The organism is Bradyrhizobium sp. WBOS08, assembly GCF_024585125.1.
Taxonomy (GTDB): Bacteria; Pseudomonadota; Alphaproteobacteria; order Rhizobiales; family Xanthobacteraceae; genus Bradyrhizobium; species Bradyrhizobium japonicum_B.
Genome location: NZ_CP028988.1, coordinates 1881246 through 1902545 on the forward strand (window position 1 = coordinate 1881246; position 21300 = coordinate 1902545).

The following is a 21300-nucleotide window of genomic DNA, read 5'->3' on the forward strand; positions in this document are numbered from 1 at the left end:
GATGGTTATGCTGCGGAACTTTTCCGCCGCCACGGCCCTCCGGCACACGAGCCCGACGATGCGCCCTCGCCGACCGGTTCTCGCCGCCGCCTTGACCATGGGCTGGGTCGTGGGCTTGGCAAGTCCTTGTTTTGCCGAGACTTCCAACCCGATCCCGGTCAACAATCCGCCGGCGCAGCAGAATTCCTTCATCGACCTGCTGGCGCTGATGTCCGGCCATTGCAAGACGTTCAAGGTCGCCGGCCGCACCTTTGCCTGCAAGACGGTGGCCTATGCCCATGGCGACAAAGGCCGGGTCAATTTCGCGGTCGCGGTCGACGATCCCGCCGACGACAGCCACGTCGTGTCGTTCTCCGGCGAGAACGGCCAGCGTGCCGACGACAATTCCTACGAGCTGCGGATCGACCGCATGCTGCTCAACTCCAAGCACCGCCCCAAGGTCGACGGCCTGCCGGTGCCGGCCGAGCAGACCTCCACCGGCCTCTGTCGCCAGACAGGCAATTTCGCCGCCAGGAAGGTGAACGACGTCACCTGCTCCGCCACCGACAGCGAGGGCCGGCGCTACGAATTGCTGTTCGTCTCGGACGGCACGCCGGTCAGCGTGCGCCGTATCCGCCAATCGGCACCGTCGATCCAGGACCCGTTCAAGTAGCTCGTCTCACCCCTCTTTCCGTATGAACGGGGCGAGGGAGAAACAGCTTCACGCGAACGCTTTCTCCAGCGTCGCGAAGATCACCGACAGCGACTTGTCGTGCCGCGTCACCGGAGGCACCGGGCGATCGACCTTCATGAGCTGGTAGACCGCCATCTGCGCCGCACGCACCGAATATTCGACGGTGAACACGACGTCGTCGGGGATCTCGACGAACTGGCTGACAAAGGCGAGATTGACGGAATTCTTCGGCACCGGCAGCGGCCGGTCGGCCAGGTTGCGCGGCATGAACATGCTAGTGATGTAGGGCATGCGGCAGGGGATGCAGATTGCATCCTCCAGCACGACGGGATCGAAGTTCAGGTGGCCGCTGAGCTCCTTCAGGATCTCGGCGCCGCCGCACTCGGACATCGGCTTGGCGACGAAATTGCCGACGCGGTCGGGATGCAGCGCATAGCCCCAGAACACCTGCACGTTGCTCGGCTGCCCCGTGAAGTGCGGCTGGTGATAGAGCACGACCGACATCAGCCAGTTCGAGTCCTTGAACGTGACGAGACCGCCGGTGCCGGCCCGGTTGCCCGAGAACGCTTCCATCCGGTCGAAGAACCGTGGATCGCGGCAGGTGACGGTGAACGACAGCCAATAGGATTCGGGGATCGAACTGTTGAACGCGGACGGATTGCCGAATTCGGGACGTCCTTGCGCGATCGTCTCCCACAACGCCCAGCCCTGGCTGTCCTTCTTGGTCAGGCGCGGCGGCGGCTCGGTCATCGTGCCGAGGCTCGAGGCGTCCGTCATCGAGCCGTTCTGGAAGAACACGACGTCGTTGTCCTCGAGCCGGACATTGGCCGTGCGGCTGTCACGGTCGAGCGTGAGCTGGCGCACGCGCAGGCGTGCGCCGTCGGCCTCGAACGCCATGTCGGTGACGCGCGTGTCGCGCACCAACTGCACGCCCTGGCGCTTGAGCCAGTCGGCGAGCGGCCGCACGATCGCGTCGTATTGATTGTAGACCGTGCGCTTGACACCGGCGAGCGTCTCGATGCGCGGAAATTCGTTCATGAAGCGATGCAGATAACGCTTCAGCTCGACCGCACTGTGCCAGGGCTGGAAGGCGAAGGTGGTCTGCCACATGTACCAGAAATTGGACTCGAAGAATCCAGGCGACAGCCAGTCGGTGATGCGGCTGTTGCCGAGCGCCTCTTCCGAGGCCTCGGTGAACCGCAGCAGCTCCATCCGGTCGCGCGCGGAAAAGCCCATATTCGAGACGTCGATCTTGAAGCGGTTGCGGTCGACCAGACGTGCCCTGGAGTGCGCCGGATTCTCCACGTTGAAGGCGACCGTCTCGTCGCGCACGCTGAGGCCGGGATGCTCCAGCGAGGGAATGCTCGAGAGCAGGTCCCAAGTGCATTCGTAATGGTCGGTGGTGAGCATGCGGCCGCCGCGCAGCGAATAGGCGCCGTTCGCAAGCTGCGCGCCGTCGAGGCTGCCGCCGATCAGCGGCTGCGCCTCGTAGATCACGATGTCGCGCCCCGGCAGCTGCGCATCGCGAACGAGGAACGCCGCGCCTGCGAGCGATCCAATGCCACCGCCGATGAAATACGCCTTCATGACTTGCCTCGACTGCAGTTCGAATGTCGCGGCAAGATTGCATGGTGTGGCGGTCGCCAAAGTTGCGCTGGATCAAGGGGGAGACGAAGCGCAATCACGTCGACGTTATCGGGCTCGGCTTCTTCGCGTAGATGTGCTCGATCTCGTCCGCGAAGCGGCGCTCGAGCGCGGGCCGCTTGTTCTTTAGCGTCGGCGTGAGCAGGCCCGCCGCAATGGTCCACGGATCCAGCGTCCACCACACCGCCCGCGGCGTCGCGTAGGACGGATGGGCCTTCACGGCCGCGGCGATCCTGGCCAGCAGCGCCGCCCGTTCCGCCGCGCCGCCTTGCTGGCCGCGCGCCGCAAGCCGTTCCTTCTCCTCGACCCAGGCTTTGGCATTCAGCACGACCAGAGCGGCGAGGAACGGCCGCTGCTCGCCGACCACCAGCGCCTGCTCGAACAAGGGATCGGCAAGGATCGCGGTCTCCAGATCCACCGGCGCGATCTTCTCACCGGTGGAAGTGACCAGGATGTCCTTGATGCGGCCGGTGATGGTGATGCGCCCATGCTCGATGCGGGCCTGGTCGCCGGTGTGCAGCCAGCCATCGGCGTCCTTGGCGCGGCGCGTTTCCTCCGGCTTGTGCCAGTAGCCCAGCATCACGCTGGGGCCGCGCACCAGCAATTCGTCGTTCTCACCCAACTTGACTTCGACGCCGTCGAGCACGTGGCCGACCGAATGCGGATCGTTGTCGTCGGGGGTATTGACGGAGACCACCGGCGAGGTCTCGGTCATGCCGTAGCCCTGGAGCACGTCGAGCCCGAGCGCGAGAAACAGACCGATGACGGGCTCCGCGATCGGTGCGCCACCGGAGACCGCGACGCGCAGGCGGCCGCCGAGCTGCGCCAGCACCTTGTCGGCGACCAGGCGCTTGAGCAGCGGCCAGGCCAGCCGGTCCAGCAGTGACGGCACGCCATGGCGCTGCCGCGCGTCGAAGCGCCGCCCGCCGACGGCGATGGTGAGGTCGAGCAGCGTGCGTTCGATCCAGCCCGCCGATGCGCGATGCTGCAGGATCAGCGCGTAGATCCGTTCGTAGATCCGCGGCACCGAGACCAGCACCGTCGGCCGTACATGCTGCAGATCCTCCGAGAGCTGCGGCACCGAGCGCGCATAGGCGACACAGGCGCCGATCGAGATCGGGTAGTAATAGCCGCCGGTGCGCTCGAACGTGTGCGAGAGCGGCAGGAAGGACAGGAAGACGTCGTGCGGCTCGGCTTTGACGCGGCGCGCGATCGCCTTCACGTTGGCGACCACGTTGCCATGCGACAGCATCACGCCCTTCGGCCGCCCCGTGGTCCCCGAAGTGTAGACGATCGCCGCGAGATCGTCCGGCTCGATCGCGACATCGGGCAGCGGCGCGGTCGCGCCAGGTGCTTGCGCCAGCCAGTGGTCGAGCCCGACAATGCGCGCATCCGGCGTGATGAGCCCGCCTGCATCCGCGCAGACGACGCGCTTGAGATGGTCGAGCGGCTGGCCGGTCGCCACGATCGCCTGCCAGCGCTCCAGCGTATCGATGAACAGGACCAGCGCGCCGGAATCGGCGAGGACGTAGGCGATGCTGTCGGGATTGTCGACGGCGTGCATCGGCACCGGCACCAGGCCACGCGACAGCGCCGCCTGGTCCATGGCGATATGCGCGACACCGTTCGGCATCAGGATGGCGATACGCTCGCCCGGCGCGAGCGCCTCCGCGGCGAGCGCCCGCCGCCACAGCTCGAATTCCGCATCGATCTCGCGCCAGGACTGGCTGACCCAGCGCTGGGCGGCCGCGTCGAAATGACGATAGGCCTCCGCCGCCGGCGTCGCCTTGACGCGCCAGCGCAGCAGCTGCGGCAACGTCCTGATCCCGGCAAGGCCGTCCGGTTGACCCGCCGGCACCGGCATGGCGCTCTCTTGCATCGCATCGATTCCCGACATGTGGTGCCTCGACACTAGCCCGGCCAATCCTTGCTGCTTTGATCCTCAGCAAGGCGGCCATGCGTTGGAGCGGTCATGACGCGCGACCGACTGCTTCTGCAGCCCTCGGATTTCGAGAACTGAGATGATCGCATCGATTCGTCGCTTCGTGAGATCTGGGGCAATACTAAGGCAGAGCGGGCGCGACAATCGATCGCGCAACGTTGTCTCGTTCACGAACGTTAACGTACGTTCATCGGAACCATTATCTGCGTCGTTTCGACGCCGGAACGCGGCGTGCGCACGCCCGTTGTGTCACGACATCCAACTGGAGTGATGACATGAAGTATCTCATTGTCGCGATGGCGGTCGGAGCTGCGGCGCTTGCCGGCGGATCGGCGGCGAACGCGGCCGGCAGTTCGAGCGCCAAGCAGGGCGTTCAGGAAAGTCAGACCACCGACATCAGCGCGCACCGCAGGCACCATCGCTGGCATGGCCACCATCATCATTGGCGGCACAGCCACTACCGGCCGTACTACCGAAGCTACGGCTATTACCCGCGCCATCACGGCTATTACGGCGGCGGACCTTACGGATATTATCGTGGCGGCCCCGGCGTGACGTTCAGCTTCGGCGGCGGACGCTGGTGAGACAGGAGGCCCGCAGCAATGCGGGCCTCCCTCTTTTTATGCCCGGATGATCCCGGCTTTATTCTCGCAGAATTATACCGGCCGTCTCCAGGCCGCTCGCCAGCGCCGCTTCCACCGTGCCCATGTCGGGCCCGCGATAGAGCGCTTCACCGGAGAACAGCACCGTCCCATCGGCTCGCGACAGAATCGCCTGCGCCGCCCGAGTCCGCGGTGTCGCCCAGGAATAGGCGCCGCGGGCAAAGGGATCGTGCGCCCAGTTAGTGGCCTCCGCCGCCACGAGCTCGCCCGCGACGTCCTCGCGCGGCAGCCTGAAGATGGCCGCGAGCGAATCGAGTCCGGCCTCGATCAGTCCTTGCGAATCGAGGCTGTCCAGTTCCGCGGTGCGCGGGCCGCCGAACCAGCCGGTGAGCATCGCATGCCGGCTCGGATATTGCGTCCACCACACCGGGATCCTCTCGTCCGACAGCAGAAAGGTCATGGCTGCGAGATCCCGTTGCCGCTCGCGCCACCATGGCCGCGCGAAGCGCAGCAGGATCTTGATGACATTGCCGAAGCCGATATCGTCAGTGGCGGCAAGCTTCGCACGCGAGCTCGCCGGCAGGGCGATCTCGCGCAGCAAGGGCAGTGGCACCGTGAGGATCACCCGGTCGGAGCCGTGCACCTCGCCGCCGGCGCAGCGAACGACAACGTCGCGTCCGTCCTCCTCGATCGCCGTCACCACGCAGCCGAGATCGATGGCGACGCCATGCCTGCGGCAGTCCGCCGCCAGGAAGTCGACCAGCCCGCCATAGCCGCCGTCGATGCGCGCCTGCGGAGCATGCCCGCCATCCATCCATTCCTCGCGCAGCGCCAGCGTCGAGGCGCGCTCGGGGTCGGCCGCGTCGTAGCCCTCGACCATCCGCTCGATCGAATGGCGCATCGGCGCATAGTGGTCGCCGGCAAAATGCCGGCGCAGGAATTCGGCAACGGGGAGATCGTCCTGCAAATCCCTCAGCACGGCTTGCAGCTCGGCCTCGTGGGGATCGTCCTGCGGTTCGCGCGAGAGCGTCATCCCGTCGAAGCTCCACTGCTTGCCTTCGATCTCCTGAAGCGAGAGCCCGGCCTCGCGCAGCAATCTCCGCGTGAGCGGTGCTTCGCCGTGGACGAATTCGGCGCCGCCCTCGGCGACATAGCCGAACTCCGAGGCCGGCAGCGGATGGATGCGGCCGCCGCAGCGCGGGCGCGCCTCCAGCACCGTTACCTTGCGGCCGGCACGCGCCAGCTCGCGCGCCGCCATCAGGCCCGCAGCACCGGCGCCGACGATGACGATGTGCTTGGACGTATCGGACATGGCGGGCATCACCGGCCTGCGGCCGGCGGATCGTTCCTGATCAGGTAGCGCAGCAGCAGGACCCCGCCGCCGAGTTCGCGCATGCTCTCCAGCGTCATCGCCGCGATCGGCGCGCGCTTGTCGCTGTCAGCTTCCGTCGAGGAGAATACGAAGGGCGCGCCGGTGGCGCCGTCGATCGCGGGACTGAGGATCAGGTTGAATTCGTCGATCAGGCCGGCACGCAGGAATGCCCCATTGGCGACGCCGCCGCCCTCGACCAGAAGGCGCTTCACGCCAAGCTCGCGGTGGAGGATGTCCAGCACCAGCGCCAGGTCGATCTCCGACTTGCCGGCGAAGATATAGGACACGCCCTCGCCGCGCAGCCCTGCGAGATGCGAATCCGGCACGCTCTCGGTCAGCACGACGACGATCGGGTCGCCGCCGATGTCCGAGCGGCCCCAGCCGATCTTGCCCTGCGCATCGAGCACGACGCCATAGGTTTTCGCGTCGCGCCGCGCGAACCAGTTTTGGCGCGGAAATGTCTCATGCGTCTCCGTCGAGTACGGCTTGCCCTTGGCGAACTCCGACCCGGTGACGCGGCCGATGACCCAGGCATCGCCGCCGAGCTCCTCATGGATCTTCTCGAACCAGTCGGTGCCCGCGCCCTTCGGGCGCCAGCGGCTGGGATGGGTGCGGCCGTCCAGGCTGGAGTGCATCAGACAGATCACGTAGGGCTTCATGCAACTCTCCGGAAATGCGCTTTACAGCGTCGGCCGATCGCTCTTGTCATCGCCCTTGTCTTCCTTTGGCGCGATCGCTGACGATCGTTGCGAGCGGATTGGGCTCTGGCGGCGCGACCAGCTGCAGCGTGTTGGTGTCGCGATGATTGAACGGTGCACCGCGCACGAACAACTCGGTCTGGATCAGATAGGTCCAGCTGCCGTCGTCGTTGAAGGTGATGTCGCAGCGATAGGAATCGGTGCGGAACGCCTGTTCCAGGAAATCGGTCGAGCAGATCCCGTAGGCGGTGTCGCCGCGCCTGGCGGTGACCGAGATGGTCCTGTCGCCGGCTGCGGCCTTGCCCGAGGCCAGCAGCACCTGCCCGCGCGGAATCGCCAGCGTCTGCATGATCAGCCCGGTCGCGGGCTCCCACAGCCAATAGCCGACCTGGTCGTGAAAGGTGATGTCTTCCTCGGGCGTGTTGATGTGGATGTGATAGCGCAGCCCGTAGAGCAGCTGCGGGCCGTTGGCCTGCGGATCGATCGGGTCCATCCGAATGCGCTCGATGAAGGTCCGCCGTTCCGGCCCGTCCGCCTTCGGATTGATGTCGATGCCCTTGTCCGCCTGCCAACGGCCGGCGAGGCGGCGCAGCGGACCGAGATTGGCAAGGCCGTCCGGCGAGACGTCCTCGGGCTCGGTGAAGATGTCGGCGGGAATGGGAAGCATGGGAGTCCTCGCGAGAAGCTGCGGGCACAGCCATAGCATGGCGGCGCGAAGCTGGCGTGTGCTCACGCCTCACAATCGCGAATGGACGTCGGCGTTGCGCGCGGGGCGATCGTCGGGCTTTTGAGGAAGACCGTGCATTGCCTGTCGCGGTAGCGTTCTCGGACAATACGCCGGATGGCCTGCATCAGGCGGAAGGGTGCCGAGCCTGTTCGTTCAACTGGTCACGCGCTGACGGTCGATGCGTCGATCTCGCCAGGCGCGCGACATCGCTGCCGCTTTCCGATGTCGGCGACGGCCGCTCTCAAGCCGCTTCCGACAGCGATTTCGCGCGCTGCTCGAGCATGGCGATCGTGGCGACCAGATTGTCCCGCCGCGCGCGAAGGTTAAGCGCGAGCAGCGGATAGTTCGGCTGCTGCGCGTCGAACACCCCGGCTTTGGCCTCCACTTCGAGAATATCCGTATTCAAGAGTCGAACGCGCCACCACAGATCGGCGATCAACGCATCGAGCCGGAGCTCGCCGGCAGTACCAGTACGGGACACTTCTTGCATCGCTTGCCTCAACCTGAAACGGGCCTCTCCGCCGAGGCCCGGCTTTGGTCAGGACTGAGCAAGCGGAGTGCCAAAGCCGGAGGCCGCCGGCAGACCATCCGGAACTCGCAAAAACCCGCGTTCCGCAGTGATCCGGCGGCCGGCCCCGGTCGTTCTCAGCCAAAGAGGTCGCTTGTCGAGGCGCTATGATCGCTGCTATCCGGGCTTTGAATGTGCCAATCCGGGCTGAGGCTGGTTTTCCCCGGAGGGTTGCGGGGCGGCTGTCGATTGGTGCGAGCAAAGGGCCGAAGACAAAGGTGGATTGGGCTGATTTGATCGGACGCGTCGCCTCTGACGGCGACCGGGAGGCTTTCAAGCGGCTGTTCGAGCATTTCGCGCCCCGCATCAAGGGGCTGATGCTCAAAGCCGGCTGCAGCCCCGACGAGGCGGAAGAGATCGCCCAGAACAGCATGATCGCCGTATGGCGGAAGGCGCACCAGTTCGATCCTGCGACCGCCGGCGCGCCGGCCTGGATTTTCACGATCGCGCGCAATCTCCGGATCGATCTGTTCCGCCGCCGGGCCCGGGTCGACCGCCTGGAAGCCGGATCCGAGCTGCCTGATGCAGCGGATCAAGCCGAACCGGCCGATATCCTGATTTCGCGCGGGCAGGAAGCCGCACGGATCGCATCAGCCATAAAGCAACTCTCGGCGGAGCAATCCACGGTGGTGAAGCTATCGTTCATCGAGGAAAGACCGCATCCGGAAATCGCGAGCGCGCTCGGGATTCCGCTCGGGACGGTCAAGTCACGGATCAGGCTTGCGATGAACCGGTTACGCGACATTTTGGACGAAGAAGCATGACGATCAGCCATCATCCGCCGGAAGATCTTCTGGCCGATTTCGCGGCCGGCAGGCTGGAAGAGGCCCATCATCTGGTCGTCGGGGTCCACGTGGCAGGCTGCGCGCGCTGCGCCCGCTTCGTGCAGGCCATCGAGCAGCTCGCGGGCGCCGCGCTGGAGGATGTCGAGCCGGTGCCCACCGCACCGGATGCGTTCGATCGCGTGATGTCGCGAATTCACGACGCTCCGGCACACACAGCCGCGGCCCCCCTCACGTCGGACATGGATGATGATATTCCGCCGGCACTGCGAAGATATCGCATCGGCAAACGCCGGCGTGTCGCGCCGGGCCTCAGCCTGCGACCGATCGAGCTGTCCGGCTCGGGCACGGCCCGTGCCTTCCTGCTTCGGTCGGCGCCAGGCTCGCGGATGCTCGAACACACCCACACCGGCACCGAGTTGACGCTCGTGCTCGAGGGCAGCTTCAGCCATGAGGGCGGACGGTTTGGCCCTGGGGATTTCGACTACGGCGACGATGAGATCGATCATCGCCCCATCGTCGGCACCGAAGGCCCCTGCCTTTGCCTGGTCGCGATGACCGGCGACCTGCGCATGAACGGCTTGCTCGGCCGACTGATCGGGCCCTTCGTGCGGCTGTAACCTGCTTCGTCCTTCTCCCGCCGGGTGATCCGGCCCTGCGCCCCGAGCGTTTCGTAGGAAACGCAAGGGAGACAGGACATGGCCAGTTCAAGTCCGGCAAGTCAGGTGCCGAGCGAGAGGTTGCAGGACGTGCTGGCCCGCGTCTCCGCAGGCGAGCCACGCGCCTTCGCAGAGCTCCATACGCTGACGCGCGGCAGACTGCGAAGGATCGCGCTGGCCGTTGGAGCCTCGCCGCACGATGTCGATGACATCCTCCAGGAAAGCTTCCTGAAGATCTGGCGCAACGCCGCTCGGTTCGATTCTGGTCGGGCATCGGCCATGACCTGGATGTCCGCAATCGTCCGAAACACCGCGATCGATCATCTGCGGATCAGGAGACAGCCAAGTCTCGAACTGGACAAGGCGCTCATGGTCCCGACGGCGGCCGGGCCATCGCCGACCGAGGATTTCGATTACGCCGGCGCCGAACCCATTGCCTTGGGAGCATTGGCTCGCCTGCCGGCAGATCGCCGCAGGCTGGTCGCTCTGGCTTATCTCGAAGGTGAGAGCCGCGCGAGCCTGTCTCAGCGCTTCGGCGTGCCGGTCGGCACCATCAAGACCTGGCTGCATCGGACCATGTTGTTGGTGCGCAAGGATTGCCTTGCCGCATCGGCCGCGGCCTGAAGCCGGCAAGAGCCCGTGCATGGACGCCGAGATCATTGAATTTCCCGAGCGTGGACGCGAGAACCGACTTGTCGCCGCGACGGCAAGGCTCGAAGCGATTGTGCGAGAAGTCGAAAGTATCGCATCCGACGAGCCTGCAGCCGACGCCGATCGGCTGCTCGCAATGATGGAGCGCATGGGCGATCGACTGATCGATCTCGCGTGCCTTTTGCTCGACCAGGAGTCGAAGCTGCAAGCTCAGAGGGCGTTCAAATCCCTGTCCGACAAGATCGCGGAAACCCGGGAAGCGTTCGGGCAGCTCGGAGACCACAAGCAGACCTGACGCGAGATCAACCCAGCTCTCGCGCCAAGCCTTCCAGCTCTCGCGCTAGGCCTTGGTTGCGCGGGATCAGTGCGCCAGCTTCTGCGCGACAACGAATCCGATCCAGGCACTGATGCCGGCGAGAAGAGTTCCCCAGCAAACGTCCGCAAGGGTCAGCCCGGTCGACCAGTTGCGCAGCGTCGCCTGGTTGGTCAGATCGTAGGTCGCGTAGGTGAAGCAGCCGAGCAGCAGGCCGGAGGTGAACGCGCGCAGCGCGCCGCCATCCTGCTGTGCGGGCAGCACGGCAAACCAGATTAGGCCGACGGGATACAACAAGTAAAACGCGGCCGCGGCCGCCAGGTTGGGCTGAGCCCGCAACATATCGCCCAGCACCGGCCGATACAGCCTCTCGACCATGAGCGTGAGCCAGACCATGTCGATCGCAACGAAGGTCACGGCCACCGCAAGATAGGTCAAGAAAAGGTTCATGCCCGTGTTCCCAGTCCGGCTGCATCTGACCGACTCATCGCGCCGGTCGTCAGGTTAACGACGCGCAAGCCGTGACGGATCACATCGGCAAGTCGCTTGCCTTTGCGCCCAGTCAGCAGTCCGCAATCGCCAGAACATGATCACACAACCTGTCGCACCGGCCATGGGAAGAATGCGCTGGTGCGCGCCTGATACTGACGATATCGCTCGCCGCGCGATTTCAGCATCTGCTCCTCGAGCGGCGGTATTCCCGTCACATGGACCAGGATCCAGTACATGATCACTGGCGCCGCCAGGCTGGCCCAACCCCATGCATATCCGGGCGACAGCGCGATGACCGGGTATGCCAGCCACCCTAACCATTCGAAGAAATAATTCGGATGGCGCGACCAGCGCCATAGACCGACATCGCAGACAAGCCCGGCATTGGATGGGCTGAGCTTGAAGCGCCGCAGCTGCTGGTCCGCCAATGCCTCCCCGGCGACGGCGATCAGGATGATGACGATGCCGGCATAGTCCTGCAGGCGCAGTTCAGGCGCCGGCGCGTGCGCCGCGAGGAAAACGGCGAACGGCAGCGGCACCGAGACCAGCGCCTGCGACTGTAGGAACAGGAACATCCGGCGAGGCGCCGCAGCTCCCCATTGCCGCGCGTAGTTCGCATAGCGTGGGTCGTCGATCCCCGCTGCGGAGCGGCGTGCAATGTGCGTCCCAAGCCTCACCGACCAGAGCAGCACCAGCGCTCCGACCAGCAGCCGGCGAGCCGGGGAACCTCCGTCGAGCGGCCATAAAGCTGCACCCGCGCCGACGAGACCGGTCGCGTAGGACCAGATCGCGTCGACCCAGCCGGAATTGCCGGTGCGCTGCTGAACGACCCAGGCCAGCGCCATCAAAAGGCAGAGGGCCAAGGCAATGCCGCCGATCGCCTGAATGTGCAGAAGAATCATACCCTCACCGCAATCGATATCTCTGGATACGGCCGCTGGGGGCGCCGGTTTCGATGTGCGGAGGGGCGCCGGACGGCCAGCAAAGTGATCTGCGCCATCTCGCCAAGCGTTCCCTGACGGTTGTTTCGAGGACCGTCGCTGACGGTACCGCAGTGGGGGCGACAGAGAATGCGTTTGGCCGTGATCGGGACGGGAATTGCCGGCAATGCCGCCGCGTGGCTCCTGTCGAAACGTTACGCCGTCACTGTTTACGAGCGTGAGCTACAGCCGGGGGGACATAGCCATACCGTTCGTATCGACTATGACGGTGAGCCGATCGACGTGGACGTCGGCTTCATCGTGTTCAACGAGGCGAACTACCCGCAATTGACCGCGCTGTTCGCGCATCTGGGCGTGAAGACCATCGAGACCTGCATGAGCTTCGCCATGTCCGTCGATCATGGCCGATTCGAATGGCGTGGCGGCGGCGAGACCGCGTTGCAGACGGCCTGCGGCCTGTTTGCGCAACCGCGCAACCTCGCATCGCCGTCCTACTTTCGCATGCTGGCCGAGGTCATGCGGTTCAACCGGCAGAGCGTCGCCGATCTGCACGCGGGCCGGCTGCACAACCTGACGCTCGGCGAGTATTTGCGCAAGGAATCATTCGGTTCGCGCCTGTTCTCCGACTATCTCGGCCCGATGGGGGCCGCCATCTGGTCATCCTCATCGGATGACATTCAGTCTTTTCCGGCGGAGAACTTCGTCGCCTTCTTCAACAATCACCGGCTCTTGCACCTCGATCGACCGCGCTGGCGGACCGTGGAGGGTGGCAGCCGGCGCTATGTCGACAAGCTGACCGCTTTGTTCAAGCACAACATTCGGCTAGGCTGTGCAGTGACATCGATCAACCGAGCTGGGCCTGGCGTGACCGTCCGCGACAGTCATGGCGGTGTGGAAAGTTACGATGCCGTTGTGATGGCCTGTCACAGCGATCAGGCCCTGGCGGCCCTGTCGGATGCCGACCCGCAGGAGCATTCTATTCTCGGGGCGATCAGATATGCCCCCAACACCGTCTATCTGCACCGTGATCCCCGTCTCATGCCCCGCCGGCGTCAGGCATGGGCATCCTGGAACTTCCTGCGGTGGCCGCGGCAAACACCCGCCCACAACGATGTCGCGGTGACCTATTGGATGAACCGGCTGCAGGGCATCGACGAGCGCAAGCCGTTGTTCGTCAGCCTCAACCCTCCCTTCGAGCCGGCGGCCCATTTGACGTTTGGAAAATTCAGCTTCGCCCATCCGCAATATGACCTGGCCGCATTCGCGGCGCAGCGGCGACTCCCCACGATTCAAGGGCGTCGGCGAACCTGGTTCTGCGGCGCCTGGACCGGCTACGGCTTTCACGAGGATGGCTTGCATGCCGGCATCTCGGTTGCCGAGGCACTCGGCAGCGAGGCTCCATGGCGTCAACCGGCCCCGCTGCTGGCCGAGGCTGCCGAGTAGCACGATGGCCCGAACGACACCGACCAGAGCGGAGGATACGAGGGCGCCCGCCGCACTCTATTGGGGAAAGGTGATGCACGCGCGGTGGCGCCCCGTGCAGCACAGGTTCACCTACCGCGTGATGAACCTGCTGATCGATCTCGACCGGCTGAAGGAAGCGGAGCGCCAGTCCTGGCTGTTCGGCATCAATCGCGCGGCACCCTTCAGCTTTCACGAGCAGGATCACGGTGACGGCAACAACGCGGGCCTCAGCCAATACGTCCGCCGCATCGCAGCAGAACGCGACATCGACCTCACCGGCGGCCGCATTCTGCTGCTCTGTTATCCCAGGGTCCTGGGCTACGTGTTCAACCCGCTTTCGATCTATTTTTGCTATAGCGCATCCGGCAATCTCGCGCTGTTGATCTACGAAGTCCGCAACACGTTCGGAGAGATGCATTCCTACGTCCTTCCGGTGCAGGGGGCGGAGCCGGGCTGCGCCATCCGCCAAAGCCAGACGAAGGAGTTCTACGTTTCGCCTTTCATGGAGATGGAAACACATTACCGCTTCAGCGTTTCTCCCCCGCAACAGGATGTGAAGGTCAGAATCGTGCAGAGCAGCGAACAGGGCGCGATGTTTGCGGCGGCATTCTGCGGGCGACGTCGTGCTCTGACCGGCCACTCCCTGCTGGCGGCGTTGTTCGCCTTGCCCTTCCTGACCATCAAGGTCATCGCAGCCATCCACTGGGAAGCGATGCGGCTCTGGTTGAAGGGTGTTCCTTACGTGCCTCGTTTGAAACAACGCGAGATCTGAACCATGGACCTGGCAGCCACCCATCAAGACCTTCACTTTGATGGCGTCCCGTTCTTTGCCCGCCTGGCTCTGCGCCTTGCATCGCAACTTCGGTGCGGCACCATTCACGTGCGCCTTCCCGACCAGAGAATGGTCACGTTGCGTGGCCAGCTTCCGGGCCCGTCGGCCACGATCGAGCTCAACAATTACAGGTTCGCCCGCAGCCTCGTCATCGGCGGCGATATCGGCATGGCCGAGGCCTATGTTCGAGGCGACTGGTCCACGCCCGATCTTGCCCAGCTTCTCTACGTGTTCTGTCTCAACGAAGACCTGGTCGACAGCGCCTTTGACGGAAACATGCTGGTTCGCCTGTGCCGGCGGGCGCTTCATCGCCTGCGCCGGAATACCAAGGAGGGATCGAGGCACAACATCCACAAGCATTACGATCTCGGAAACGAGTTCTTCGCCGCGTGGCTCGATTCCAGCATGACCTACTCATCGGCGCTGTTCCCGGCCGACACCGCCGACCTTCCCGCCGCCCAACAGCACAAATACGAACAGCTGGCGCAGGCCATCGAATTGCAGCCCGGCCAGAGCGTGCTCGAGATCGGATGCGGTTGGGGCGGCTTCGCCGAATTCGCCGCCAAGACCTACGGCGCCAGCGTATTGGCCCTCACCATCAGCAAGGAGCAGCATGAATTCGCCCGTCGCCGGATCTACGAGGCCGGGCTCGCCGAAAAGGTCGAGATTCGATTGCAGGATTATCGCGATCAGGACGGTCGCTTCGACCGCATTGCTTCCATCGAGATGATCGAGGCCGTTGGCGAGCAGTTCTGGCCTGCCTATTTCAACCAGCTGAAGCAGCGGCTCAAGCCCGGCGGTCTCGCCGGCATCCAGGCCATCACGGTTCGCGACGAGCTCTTTGGAAGCTATCGGCAGCGTGTGGACTTCATCCAGAGATACATTTTTCCGGGCGGCATGCTGCCGTCGGCCAACATCCTGCGCGCGCTCGGCGAACGCTTCGAGCTGCCCGTCATTCGCGAGCGCCTGTTCGGACAGGACTACGCAAGGACGCTCTCACTCTGGCGTGACAATTTCAGCCAAGCCTGGACCGACCTGACCACGCTCGGATTCGACGAGCCCTTCCGCCGGCTGTGGGAATATTATCTGTGCTATTGCGAGGCGGGCTTTCGGGCCGGGAAGATCGACGTCGGGCAGCTGGTGTTTGCGCGGCGGGGGTGAGGGAGCGGGTGGCTCCGCTGGTCGCGACGATGGCTATCGTGTGTTTGGGCTCAGGCGAATGGTGCCCAGGGGCGGAATCGAACCACCGACACTGCGATTTTCAGTCGCATGCTCTACCAACTGAGCTACCTGGGCGTGCTCCAAGAGAGGGGCCAAAGCCCATCGAGCGGGCGGGTTATAGTGGGCCGGAAGCGGCCTGTCCACCCGGCTTCGCCAACAGGCTTCGCCGGGCGCGGCCCGGCTGTGCACAAGCTGCTGCGGCTGGCGCGCGGCGGGGCGGGCGGTCAACTAACTGATTGATATCATTCTTATTCCACGTCATCGACGTCGTCGTCGCGGCCGGGGATGACGTAGCTGCCTTTCAGCCAGCGGTTCAGGTCGACGTCGCGGCAGCGCGAGGAGCAGAACGGGCGGGTGGCTTCCGATTGCGGCTTGCCGCAAATCGGGCAGGTCTTGAGTGGGCTGGCGGGCTTTTTGACCTGGTCGTCCATGATCTCGACAGCTTGCGCGGATTAAGGGTTCAAGAGCCTGTCGGCGAACGGGTTCCCGGCGACGGCATATGCGCCCCATCGGACATTCTACTGTGCATGGGGTTGTTTTCGCGATTCTGTCAGGCCGCGGCTGGCCGGCTCACACGGCGGTGGAATTGAGCCAGCCGAAGCGGATCGGAAAACCCTCGCCGCCGAGCAGCGTGGTGGTCTCGTAGAGCGGCAGGCCGACGACGTTGGTGTAGGACCCGACCATCTTCACCACGAAGGAACCGGCGATGCCCTGCACGGCGTAGCCGCCGGCTTTGCCGCGCCATTCGCCGGAACCGATATAGGCCTGGATGTCGTCCTCCGAGAGGCGCTTGAAGCGGACGCGGGTCTCGACCAGGCGCTGGCGGAAGGCTTCGCGCGGCGTGACCAGGCAGATCGCGGTATAGACGCGGTGGTTGCGGCCCGACAGCAGGCGCAGGCACTGCGCCGCTTCGTCGACCAGATTCGCCTTGGGCAGGATGCGGCGGCCGACCGCGACCACCGTGTCGGCGGCGAGGATGAAGGCGCCGCGCAGCTCGTCGTCGAGCTGCACCGATTTCAGCGCCGCATCGGCCTTGGCCCGCGCCAGCCGGTTGGCGCAGGCACGCGGCAGCTCGCCCCGCCGCGGCGTCTCGTCGACATCGGCCGGCCGGAGCGCATCCGGCTCGATGCCGGCCTGGTTGAGCAGCGACAGGCGCCGCGGCGAACCGGAGGCAAGTACGAATTTGGGGCGGCCAAGCATCAGGTGATTTGGGGGATGAAGCGGGGGTGAATTGCGCGCGGAACCTATCGGAAGGGGGCTGATTTCACAACCCGGGAACCCAGGCTTTGGTGATTCGAGATTGCCGAGATGGCTGTGCCCGCGGTCTGTGACGCGGGTGTTACGGAAGGCCTCGTGTCCCGGACGCGGCGCGGCATGAAATGCTGCGACGCTGAGCCGGGACCCATGAGCTTGCGCCTGGAGGTGAGATGGGCCCTGGCTCTGCAGCGCACCGCGAAGGGGCGCTGCGCCTCGTCCGGGGCACGATCAGCCTGACGCCGCCCCCACCTTGGCGAAGCGCCGGCGGATGCGCATCAACAGCTGGTCGCAGACGTCGCGATAGGCCGCCAACTTCTGGTCGCGGCTGCCTTCGATGGTGGTGGGATCCTGCGTCGGCCAGTACTCGACCTCGGCCGCGAGCGTCCGCGTCAGCTCCAGCGCCTTGTGATGCGCTTCCGGCGAGAGCGTGATGATGAGGTCGAAATTCAGCCCCTCCCAGTCCTCCAGGTCCTCGAAGGTCTGCGGCTTGTGGGCGGAGATGTCCTGGCCGAGCTCGGCCATCACGGCCACGGCGAACGGATCGAGCTCGCCCTTTCTGGTGCCCGCCGACTTCACATAGAGCCCCTGCGGAAACATGTGCTGCAGCAGGCTTTCGGCCATCGGCGAGCGCACGCTGTTCATCGCGCAGGCGAACAGCACGGACTGCGGATTGCTTGCGCGTGGGGGCGCAGCCATCCGTGTTTAACCTTTCCAGTGCAGGACGGTAATGAGCGTGAACAGCCGGCGCGAGGTCTCGAAATCGACCCGCACCTTGCCCTTCAGCCGCTCCTGCAGCGTGCGCGATCCCTCGTCATGGATGCCGCGACGACCCATGTCGATGGCCTCGATCTTGTCCGGCGTCGCGGTGCGGATCGCCTGGTAGTAGCTGTCGCAGATCATGAAATAGTCCTTCACGATCCGCCGGAACGGCGTCAGCGACAGCAGATGCGCGACCACGGGCGTGCCGTCCTCGCGGCGGATGTCGAACATGAGGCGGTTGCCGGTGATGCCGATATGCAGCGTGAACGGACCCTTGCCCTCCGCGCCCTCGGGCGCAAACAGGTTCTGCTCGATCAGGTCGTAGATCGCGATCGCACGCTCGTGCTCGATGTCAGGCCCGGAACGGCCGATCGATTCCTCGTCGAGCGTGACGCCGACGATGCGATTGTTGGAGTCGTCCTGATCGGGCGGCTTTGTCATGACAGATTGAGGCGCAATCCAATCGAGCGCGAATGAGCGTCCAGCCCCTCCGCCTTGCCGAGCGTCATCGCGGCCGGTCCCAGCGCGCGGAGCTGGTCCGGGCCGCATTTCAGGATCGAGGTACGCTTCATGAAGTCGTGCACCGACAGGCCTGAGGAGAATCGCGCCGAGCGCGCGGTCGGCAGCACGTGGTTGGAGCCGCCGACGTAATCGCCGATCGCCTCGGGCGTGTGCGGCCCGAGGAACACGGCACCGGCGTTGCGGATCTCCGCGGCAAGCGCATCGGGATCGGCGGTCATGATCTCGAGATGCTCGGCGGCGATCGCATTGGCGAGCGGAATGCTGTCGGCCAGATTCTTCACCATGATGACGGCGCCGAAATCAGCCCAGGACGCGCTGGCGATCGCGGCGCGCGGCAGCGTCTTCAATTGCGCCTCGACCGCCTTCTCGACGTCGGCGGCAAGGCGCGCCGAGTCGGTGATCAGGATCGATTGCGCGCTGGCATCGTGCTCGGCCTGCGCCAGCAGGTCGGCGGCGATCCAGTCGGCATTGCCGGTGTCGTCGGCGATCACCAGCACTTCGGACGGGCCGGCGATCATGTCGATGCCGACCTTGCCGAACACCAGCCGCTTGGCGGCGGCGACGTAGGCATTGCCGGGGCCGACGATCTTCGCGACCGGCGCGATGGTCGCGGTGCCGTGCGCCAGCGCGGCCACGGCCTGCGCCCCGCCGACGCGGTAGATCTCCGTGACGCCGCCGAGATGCGCGGCCGCCAGCACCAGCGGATTGAGCTTGCCGTCGGGCGAGGGCACCACCATCACGAGGCGCGAGACACCCGCGACCTTGGCAGGCACCGCGTTCATCAGCACCGAGGACGGATAGGCCGCGGTGCCGCCGGGCACGTAGAGGCCGGCCGATTCGATCGCGGTGTAGCGCCAGCCGAGCTCGACGCCGAGCGCGTCGGTGAAGCGCTCGTCCTGCGGCAATTGCCGCCGGTGGTAGGTCTCGATGCGGTCGCGCGCGAGCTCGAGCGCATCCAGCGTCGCGGCATCGCAGGCCTTCGTGGCCGCCTCGATCTCGGCGGCGGTGACGCGCAGGCCGGAGGCATCCAGCTCGAGGCGGTCGAACTTTGCGGTGGCCTCGAGCAAGGCGGCGTCGCCGCGCTTGGCAACGTCGTCGACGATGGCGCGCGCGGCAGCCTCGACGTCGGCCGAGGCCTCGCGCTTGGCAGCGAGGAAGGCCGCGAATCGCTGGTCAAAATCGGCGCTGCTGCGGTCGAGGCGAACGGGCATGTCTGGCTTGATGTCTGGCTTGGCTTCTGGCTGGTCCTGGGGCGGATTGGCGCACCAGGTCCCATGCTCAATGGCGCGGCGGGGAAGCGGCGTCAACCCTCGTAGGGTGCCGATCTCCCCTCAGGGCCGGGGGGTGGTGGGGCTGGTTTACGGGCCGCCTCACGTCTCACCCTCGATCTCCATCCCCGTTCCCAGTGCGTCCGCCCCGAGATCGGTCAGCTCGCATTCCAGGCATTCGACATCGAGCCGGATGGCGCCGCCTTGGGCGAACAAAAGCAGCGCACTGCCGGCAGGCTCCTCCTCGCGCCCGCCCCTCGGGTGAAACTCGATGCCGACGAGGTCCAGCACCTTGTCCGGAGCAGCCAGGTCGATGTTGCGCGACTTGCAGGCCAGCACGCGGTCGAAGCGCAGCGCGGCGACCAGCCGGCGCGGCTCGGCCTCGCCCTCCAGCGTCTGCTCCCAATCCAGCCGGCTCATTCCGACCACAAGCCGCTTCTCGCTTTGTCGCCAGATGATGTCGGAGGCCTGGACATGGGCGTCCTGGACATGGGTCGAGATCACGGCGAGATCGTCGGCGTCGAGTGCGATCAGTTTGAGCTGGGGCGACATCGCCGGCGCTTCTCCTTCGGAACGGACCGGCCTCAACGCGCACGGGCCGCAAAATTTCCGCACAAACTAACGGACCGGCCGGCTAGAGGCTATTGATATCCGCCATCTCCAGCACCTTCCGCGGATACCCCTCCCGGGCGAGGCCAGGGCAATCGCATATGGGGCTGATCTCACCTGTGGCCATCCTTCGAGACGCCCGCCGTTGGCGGGCCCTCAGGATGAGGACCGGGTGCGTGGCAGGAGTTTCAACTGGCACCATGCTGCTTAACCTCATCCTGAGGAGCTTGCGTAGCAAGCGTCTCGAAGGACGAGGCGCGCGCTCAGGTCCCGCAATGCGCCATATGCGATAGCCCTGCGGGCGAGGCGGATCATGGCGCGGCGCGAAGCGCCGGATGAGGGGTCTCTGTCCGCATGCTCAATGCCAGAGGCTCTAGCGGAGAGAGCCCCTCACCCGTCCGCTACGCGGCGAGCCCCCCTCTCCCACGAGGGCAGAAGGCAAGAGGCGCGCGCGCTCCCCTCACTCCTTGAAGAACGCCAGCAGATCGGCGTTGATGGTGTCGGCGTGGGTGGTCGGCATGCCGTGCGGAAAACCCTTGTAGGTCTTCAGGATGCCGTTCTTCAGCAGCTTGGCCGAGAGCGGGGCGGAATCGGCGTAAGGCACGATCTGGTCGTCGTCGCCGTGCATCACCAGCACGGGCACGTTGATCTTCTTGAGGTCCTCGGTGAAGTCGGTCTGCGAGAACGCGACGATGCCGTCGTAATGCGCTTTCGCCCCGCCCATCATGCCCTGGCGCCACCAGTTCTGGATCACCGCTTCCGACGGCTGTGCGCCGGGGCGGTTGTAGCCGTAGAACGGGCCGGCGGGGAGGTCGCGATAGAATTGCGTACGGCTGGCGGCGAGCTGCTTCTGGAGATCGTCGAACACGCTCTTCGGCAGGCCGCCGGGATTGGCGGGGGTCTGCACCATCAGCGGCGGCACCGCCGACAGGATCGCGGCTTTCGCCACCCGGCTCTCGCCGTGGCGCGCGATGTAGTGCACGACCTCGCCGCCGCCGGTGGAATGGCCGACATGGATGGCGTTCTTGAGGTCGAGATGCGCGGTGACGGCCGCAAGGTCGTCGGCATAATGATCCATGTCGTGGCCGTCGGCGACCTGCGCCGAACGGCCGTGGCCGCGGCGGTCATGGGCGACGACGCGGTAGCCGCGCGTGACGAAGTATAGCATCTGCGCATCCCAATCGTCCGACGACAGCGGCCAGCCATGGCTGAACACGATCGGCTGGCCAGAGCCCCAATCCTTGTAGAAGATCTCGACGCCGTCCTTGGTGGTGATGGTGAGCATTGTGGAACTCCTTTTGAGC

The 21300-nt window shown here is 65.4% G+C and carries 24 protein-coding genes and 1 tRNA gene; 9 read left to right on the forward strand and 16 right to left on the reverse strand.

The features are described from left to right. Positions 1-58: 58 nt before the first annotated feature. On the forward strand, positions 59-652 hold the full coding sequence (locus DCM80_RS09050; protein WP_257196651.1) for a hypothetical protein: 594 nt from the start codon (positions 59-61) through the stop codon (positions 650-652). 48 nt (positions 653-700) lie between these two features. Here the strand turns inward: DCM80_RS09050 and DCM80_RS09055 are convergent, their stop codons facing one another. Further along, entirely contained in the window at positions 701-2278 is a 1578-nt protein-coding gene (locus DCM80_RS09055; protein ID WP_257197907.1) for an oleate hydratase, read from the reverse strand. A 76-nt stretch (positions 2279-2354) separates the two neighbouring features. Then, positions 2355-4181 carry a long-chain fatty acid--CoA ligase gene (locus DCM80_RS09060; protein ID WP_257197908.1) on the reverse strand — a complete coding sequence of 609 codons (1827 nt, stop codon included), beginning with the start codon at positions 4179-4181 and terminating at the stop codon, positions 2355-2357. Between the two features lie 353 nt (positions 4182-4534). Between DCM80_RS09060 and DCM80_RS09065 the strand changes: the two genes are divergently transcribed. Then, positions 4535-4843 (forward strand): hypothetical protein, encoded by a 309-nt coding sequence (locus DCM80_RS09065; protein WP_257196652.1) that lies wholly within the window; start codon positions 4535-4537, stop codon positions 4841-4843. A gap of 58 nt (positions 4844-4901) precedes the next feature. Here DCM80_RS09065 and DCM80_RS09070 read toward each other — a convergent pair whose 3' ends face one another. The 4 genes from DCM80_RS09070 to DCM80_RS09085 all read right to left on the reverse strand — a co-directional run bounded on the left by DCM80_RS09070 (position 4902) and on the right by DCM80_RS09085 (position 8148). Then, the gene (locus tag DCM80_RS09070; protein WP_257196653.1) at positions 4902-6173 is read right to left on the reverse strand and encodes an NAD(P)/FAD-dependent oxidoreductase; all 1272 of its coding nucleotides are present in this window, start codon (positions 6171-6173) and stop codon (positions 4902-4904) included. Between the two features lie 8 nt (positions 6174-6181). Next, entirely contained in the window at positions 6182-6892 is a 711-nt protein-coding gene (locus DCM80_RS09075; RefSeq protein ID WP_257196654.1) for a RibD family protein, read from the reverse strand. Positions 6893-6938: 46 nt separating this feature from the next. Further along, on the reverse strand, positions 6939-7598 hold the full coding sequence (locus DCM80_RS09080; protein ID WP_257196655.1) for an FABP family protein: 660 nt from the start codon (positions 7596-7598) through the stop codon (positions 6939-6941). A gap of 301 nt (positions 7599-7899) precedes the next feature. Beyond that, entirely contained in the window at positions 7900-8148 is a 249-nt protein-coding gene (locus DCM80_RS09085) for a hypothetical protein (RefSeq protein WP_257196656.1), read from the reverse strand. Positions 8149-8444: 296 nt separating this feature from the next. Between DCM80_RS09085 and DCM80_RS09090 the strand changes: the two genes are divergently transcribed. The 4 genes from DCM80_RS09090 to DCM80_RS09105 all read left to right on the forward strand — a co-directional run bounded on the left by DCM80_RS09090 (position 8445) and on the right by DCM80_RS09105 (position 10613). Beyond that, positions 8445-8990 (forward strand): sigma-70 family RNA polymerase sigma factor, encoded by a 546-nt coding sequence (locus tag DCM80_RS09090; RefSeq protein WP_257197909.1) that lies wholly within the window; start codon positions 8445-8447, stop codon positions 8988-8990. Then, entirely contained in the window at positions 8987-9628 is a 642-nt protein-coding gene (locus tag DCM80_RS09095; RefSeq protein ID WP_257196657.1) for a ChrR family anti-sigma-E factor, read from the forward strand. The genes DCM80_RS09090 and DCM80_RS09095 overlap by 4 nt, the downstream gene beginning before the upstream one ends. A 129-nt stretch (positions 9629-9757) precedes the next feature. Then, entirely contained in the window at positions 9758-10291 is a 534-nt protein-coding gene (locus DCM80_RS09100; protein WP_373569412.1) for an RNA polymerase sigma factor, read from the forward strand. A 19-nt stretch (positions 10292-10310) separates the two neighbouring features. Beyond that, positions 10311-10613, forward strand: a complete 303-nt coding sequence (locus DCM80_RS09105) for a hypothetical protein (RefSeq protein ID WP_257196659.1) — start codon at positions 10311-10313, stop codon at positions 10611-10613. 66 nt (positions 10614-10679) lie between these two features. On the opposite strand, the gene DCM80_RS09110 is transcribed toward DCM80_RS09105, so the two are convergent. Next, on the reverse strand, positions 10680-11069 hold the full coding sequence (locus tag DCM80_RS09110; protein ID WP_306594642.1) for a DUF2177 family protein: 390 nt from the start codon (positions 11067-11069) through the stop codon (positions 10680-10682). A 152-nt stretch (positions 11070-11221) separates the two neighbouring features. Continuing rightward, entirely contained in the window at positions 11222-12025 is an 804-nt protein-coding gene (locus DCM80_RS09115) for a DUF1295 domain-containing protein (RefSeq protein WP_257196661.1), read from the reverse strand. 168 nt (positions 12026-12193) lie between these two features. Here DCM80_RS09115 and DCM80_RS09120 point away from each other — a divergent pair, with 168 nt between their 5' ends. From DCM80_RS09120 to DCM80_RS09130, 3 genes are all read left to right on the forward strand, one after another. Continuing rightward, on the forward strand, positions 12194-13507 hold the full coding sequence (locus DCM80_RS09120) for an NAD(P)/FAD-dependent oxidoreductase (protein ID WP_257196662.1): 1314 nt from the start codon (positions 12194-12196) through the stop codon (positions 13505-13507). Between the two features lie 94 nt (positions 13508-13601). Further along, a complete protein-coding gene (locus DCM80_RS09125) occupies positions 13602-14300 on the forward strand; it encodes a DUF1365 domain-containing protein (protein ID WP_306594643.1) in 699 nt (232 codons plus the stop codon). A 3-nt stretch (positions 14301-14303) separates the two neighbouring features. Beyond that, positions 14304-15521 carry a cyclopropane-fatty-acyl-phospholipid synthase family protein gene (locus DCM80_RS09130; protein ID WP_257196664.1) on the forward strand — a complete coding sequence of 406 codons (1218 nt, stop codon included), beginning with the start codon at positions 14304-14306 and terminating at the stop codon, positions 15519-15521. A 59-nt stretch (positions 15522-15580) separates the two neighbouring features. Here the strand turns inward: DCM80_RS09130 and DCM80_RS09135 are convergent. From DCM80_RS09135 to DCM80_RS09170, 8 genes are all read right to left on the reverse strand, one after another. Beyond that, positions 15581-15656 (reverse strand) — tRNA-Phe (locus DCM80_RS09135). A gap of 173 nt (positions 15657-15829) precedes the next feature. After that, on the reverse strand, positions 15830-16012 hold the full coding sequence (yacG, locus tag DCM80_RS09140) for a DNA gyrase inhibitor YacG (protein ID WP_257196665.1): 183 nt from the start codon (positions 16010-16012) through the stop codon (positions 15830-15832). Positions 16013-16151: 139 nt separating this feature from the next. Beyond that, positions 16152-16781: a Maf-like protein gene (locus DCM80_RS09145; protein ID WP_126260329.1), complete on the reverse strand. Its 630-nt coding sequence runs from the start codon at positions 16779-16781 to the stop codon at positions 16152-16154. 285 nt (positions 16782-17066) lie between these two features. Beyond that, positions 17067-17534, reverse strand: coding sequence for a low molecular weight phosphatase family protein (locus DCM80_RS09150; RefSeq protein WP_257196666.1), 468 nt, complete (start codon positions 17532-17534; stop codon positions 17067-17069). Between the two features lie 6 nt (positions 17535-17540). Continuing rightward, complete coding sequence (locus DCM80_RS09155) at positions 17541-18038, reverse strand: UPF0262 family protein (protein ID WP_257196667.1); 498 nt, start codon at positions 18036-18038, stop codon at positions 17541-17543. Beyond that, positions 18035-19330: a histidinol dehydrogenase gene (hisD, locus tag DCM80_RS09160; protein ID WP_257196668.1), complete on the reverse strand. Its 1296-nt coding sequence runs from the start codon at positions 19328-19330 to the stop codon at positions 18035-18037. Before hisD ends, DCM80_RS09155 begins: the two co-directional genes overlap by 4 nt. 159 nt (positions 19331-19489) lie before the next feature. Then, positions 19490-19939 (reverse strand): DUF2948 family protein, encoded by a 450-nt coding sequence (locus DCM80_RS09165; protein ID WP_257196669.1) that lies wholly within the window; start codon positions 19937-19939, stop codon positions 19490-19492. 517 nt (positions 19940-20456) lie between these two features. Beyond that, positions 20457-21281: an alpha/beta fold hydrolase gene (locus DCM80_RS09170; protein ID WP_257196670.1), complete on the reverse strand. Its 825-nt coding sequence runs from the start codon at positions 21279-21281 to the stop codon at positions 20457-20459. Between the last annotated feature and the right edge of the window lie 19 nt (positions 21282-21300).

Coding starts and splice junctions, on each gene's coding strand:
- DCM80_RS09050 (WP_257196651.1), top strand. CDS start 59: ATGCGCCCTCGCCGACCGGTTCTCGCCGCCGCCTTGACCATGGGCTGG.
- DCM80_RS09060 (WP_257197908.1), bottom strand. CDS start 4,181: ATGCCGGTGCCGGCGGGTCAACCGGACGGCCTTGCCGGGATCAGGACG.
- DCM80_RS09065 (WP_257196652.1), top strand. CDS start 4,535: ATGAAGTATCTCATTGTCGCGATGGCGGTCGGAGCTGCGGCGCTTGCC.
- DCM80_RS09070 (WP_257196653.1), bottom strand. CDS start 6,173: ATGTCCGATACGTCCAAGCACATCGTCATCGTCGGCGCCGGTGCTGCG.
- DCM80_RS09075 (WP_257196654.1), bottom strand. CDS start 6,892: ATGAAGCCCTACGTGATCTGTCTGATGCACTCCAGCCTGGACGGCCGC.
- DCM80_RS09080 (WP_257196655.1), bottom strand. CDS start 7,598: ATGCTTCCCATTCCCGCCGACATCTTCACCGAGCCCGAGGACGTCTCG.
- DCM80_RS09085 (WP_257196656.1), bottom strand. CDS start 8,148: ATGCAAGAAGTGTCCCGTACTGGTACTGCCGGCGAGCTCCGGCTCGAT.
- DCM80_RS09095 (WP_257196657.1), top strand. CDS start 8,987: ATGACGATCAGCCATCATCCGCCGGAAGATCTTCTGGCCGATTTCGCG.
- DCM80_RS09105 (WP_257196659.1), top strand. CDS start 10,311: ATGGACGCCGAGATCATTGAATTTCCCGAGCGTGGACGCGAGAACCGA.
- DCM80_RS09115 (WP_257196661.1), bottom strand. CDS start 12,025: ATGATTCTTCTGCACATTCAGGCGATCGGCGGCATTGCCTTGGCCCTC.
- DCM80_RS09120 (WP_257196662.1), top strand. CDS start 12,194: ATGCGTTTGGCCGTGATCGGGACGGGAATTGCCGGCAATGCCGCCGCG.
- DCM80_RS09130 (WP_257196664.1), top strand. CDS start 14,304: ATGGACCTGGCAGCCACCCATCAAGACCTTCACTTTGATGGCGTCCCG.
- yacG (WP_257196665.1), bottom strand. CDS start 16,012: ATGGACGACCAGGTCAAAAAGCCCGCCAGCCCACTCAAGACCTGCCCG.
- DCM80_RS09145 (WP_126260329.1), bottom strand. CDS start 16,781: ATGCTTGGCCGCCCCAAATTCGTACTTGCCTCCGGTTCGCCGCGGCGC.
- DCM80_RS09150 (WP_257196666.1), bottom strand. CDS start 17,534: ATGGCTGCGCCCCCACGCGCAAGCAATCCGCAGTCCGTGCTGTTCGCC.
- DCM80_RS09155 (WP_257196667.1), bottom strand. CDS start 18,038: ATGACAAAGCCGCCCGATCAGGACGACTCCAACAATCGCATCGTCGGC.
- hisD (WP_257196668.1), bottom strand. CDS start 19,330: ATGCCCGTTCGCCTCGACCGCAGCAGCGCCGATTTTGACCAGCGATTC.
- DCM80_RS09165 (WP_257196669.1), bottom strand. CDS start 19,939: ATGTCGCCCCAGCTCAAACTGATCGCACTCGACGCCGACGATCTCGCC.
- DCM80_RS09170 (WP_257196670.1), bottom strand. CDS start 21,281: ATGCTCACCATCACCACCAAGGACGGCGTCGAGATCTTCTACAAGGAT.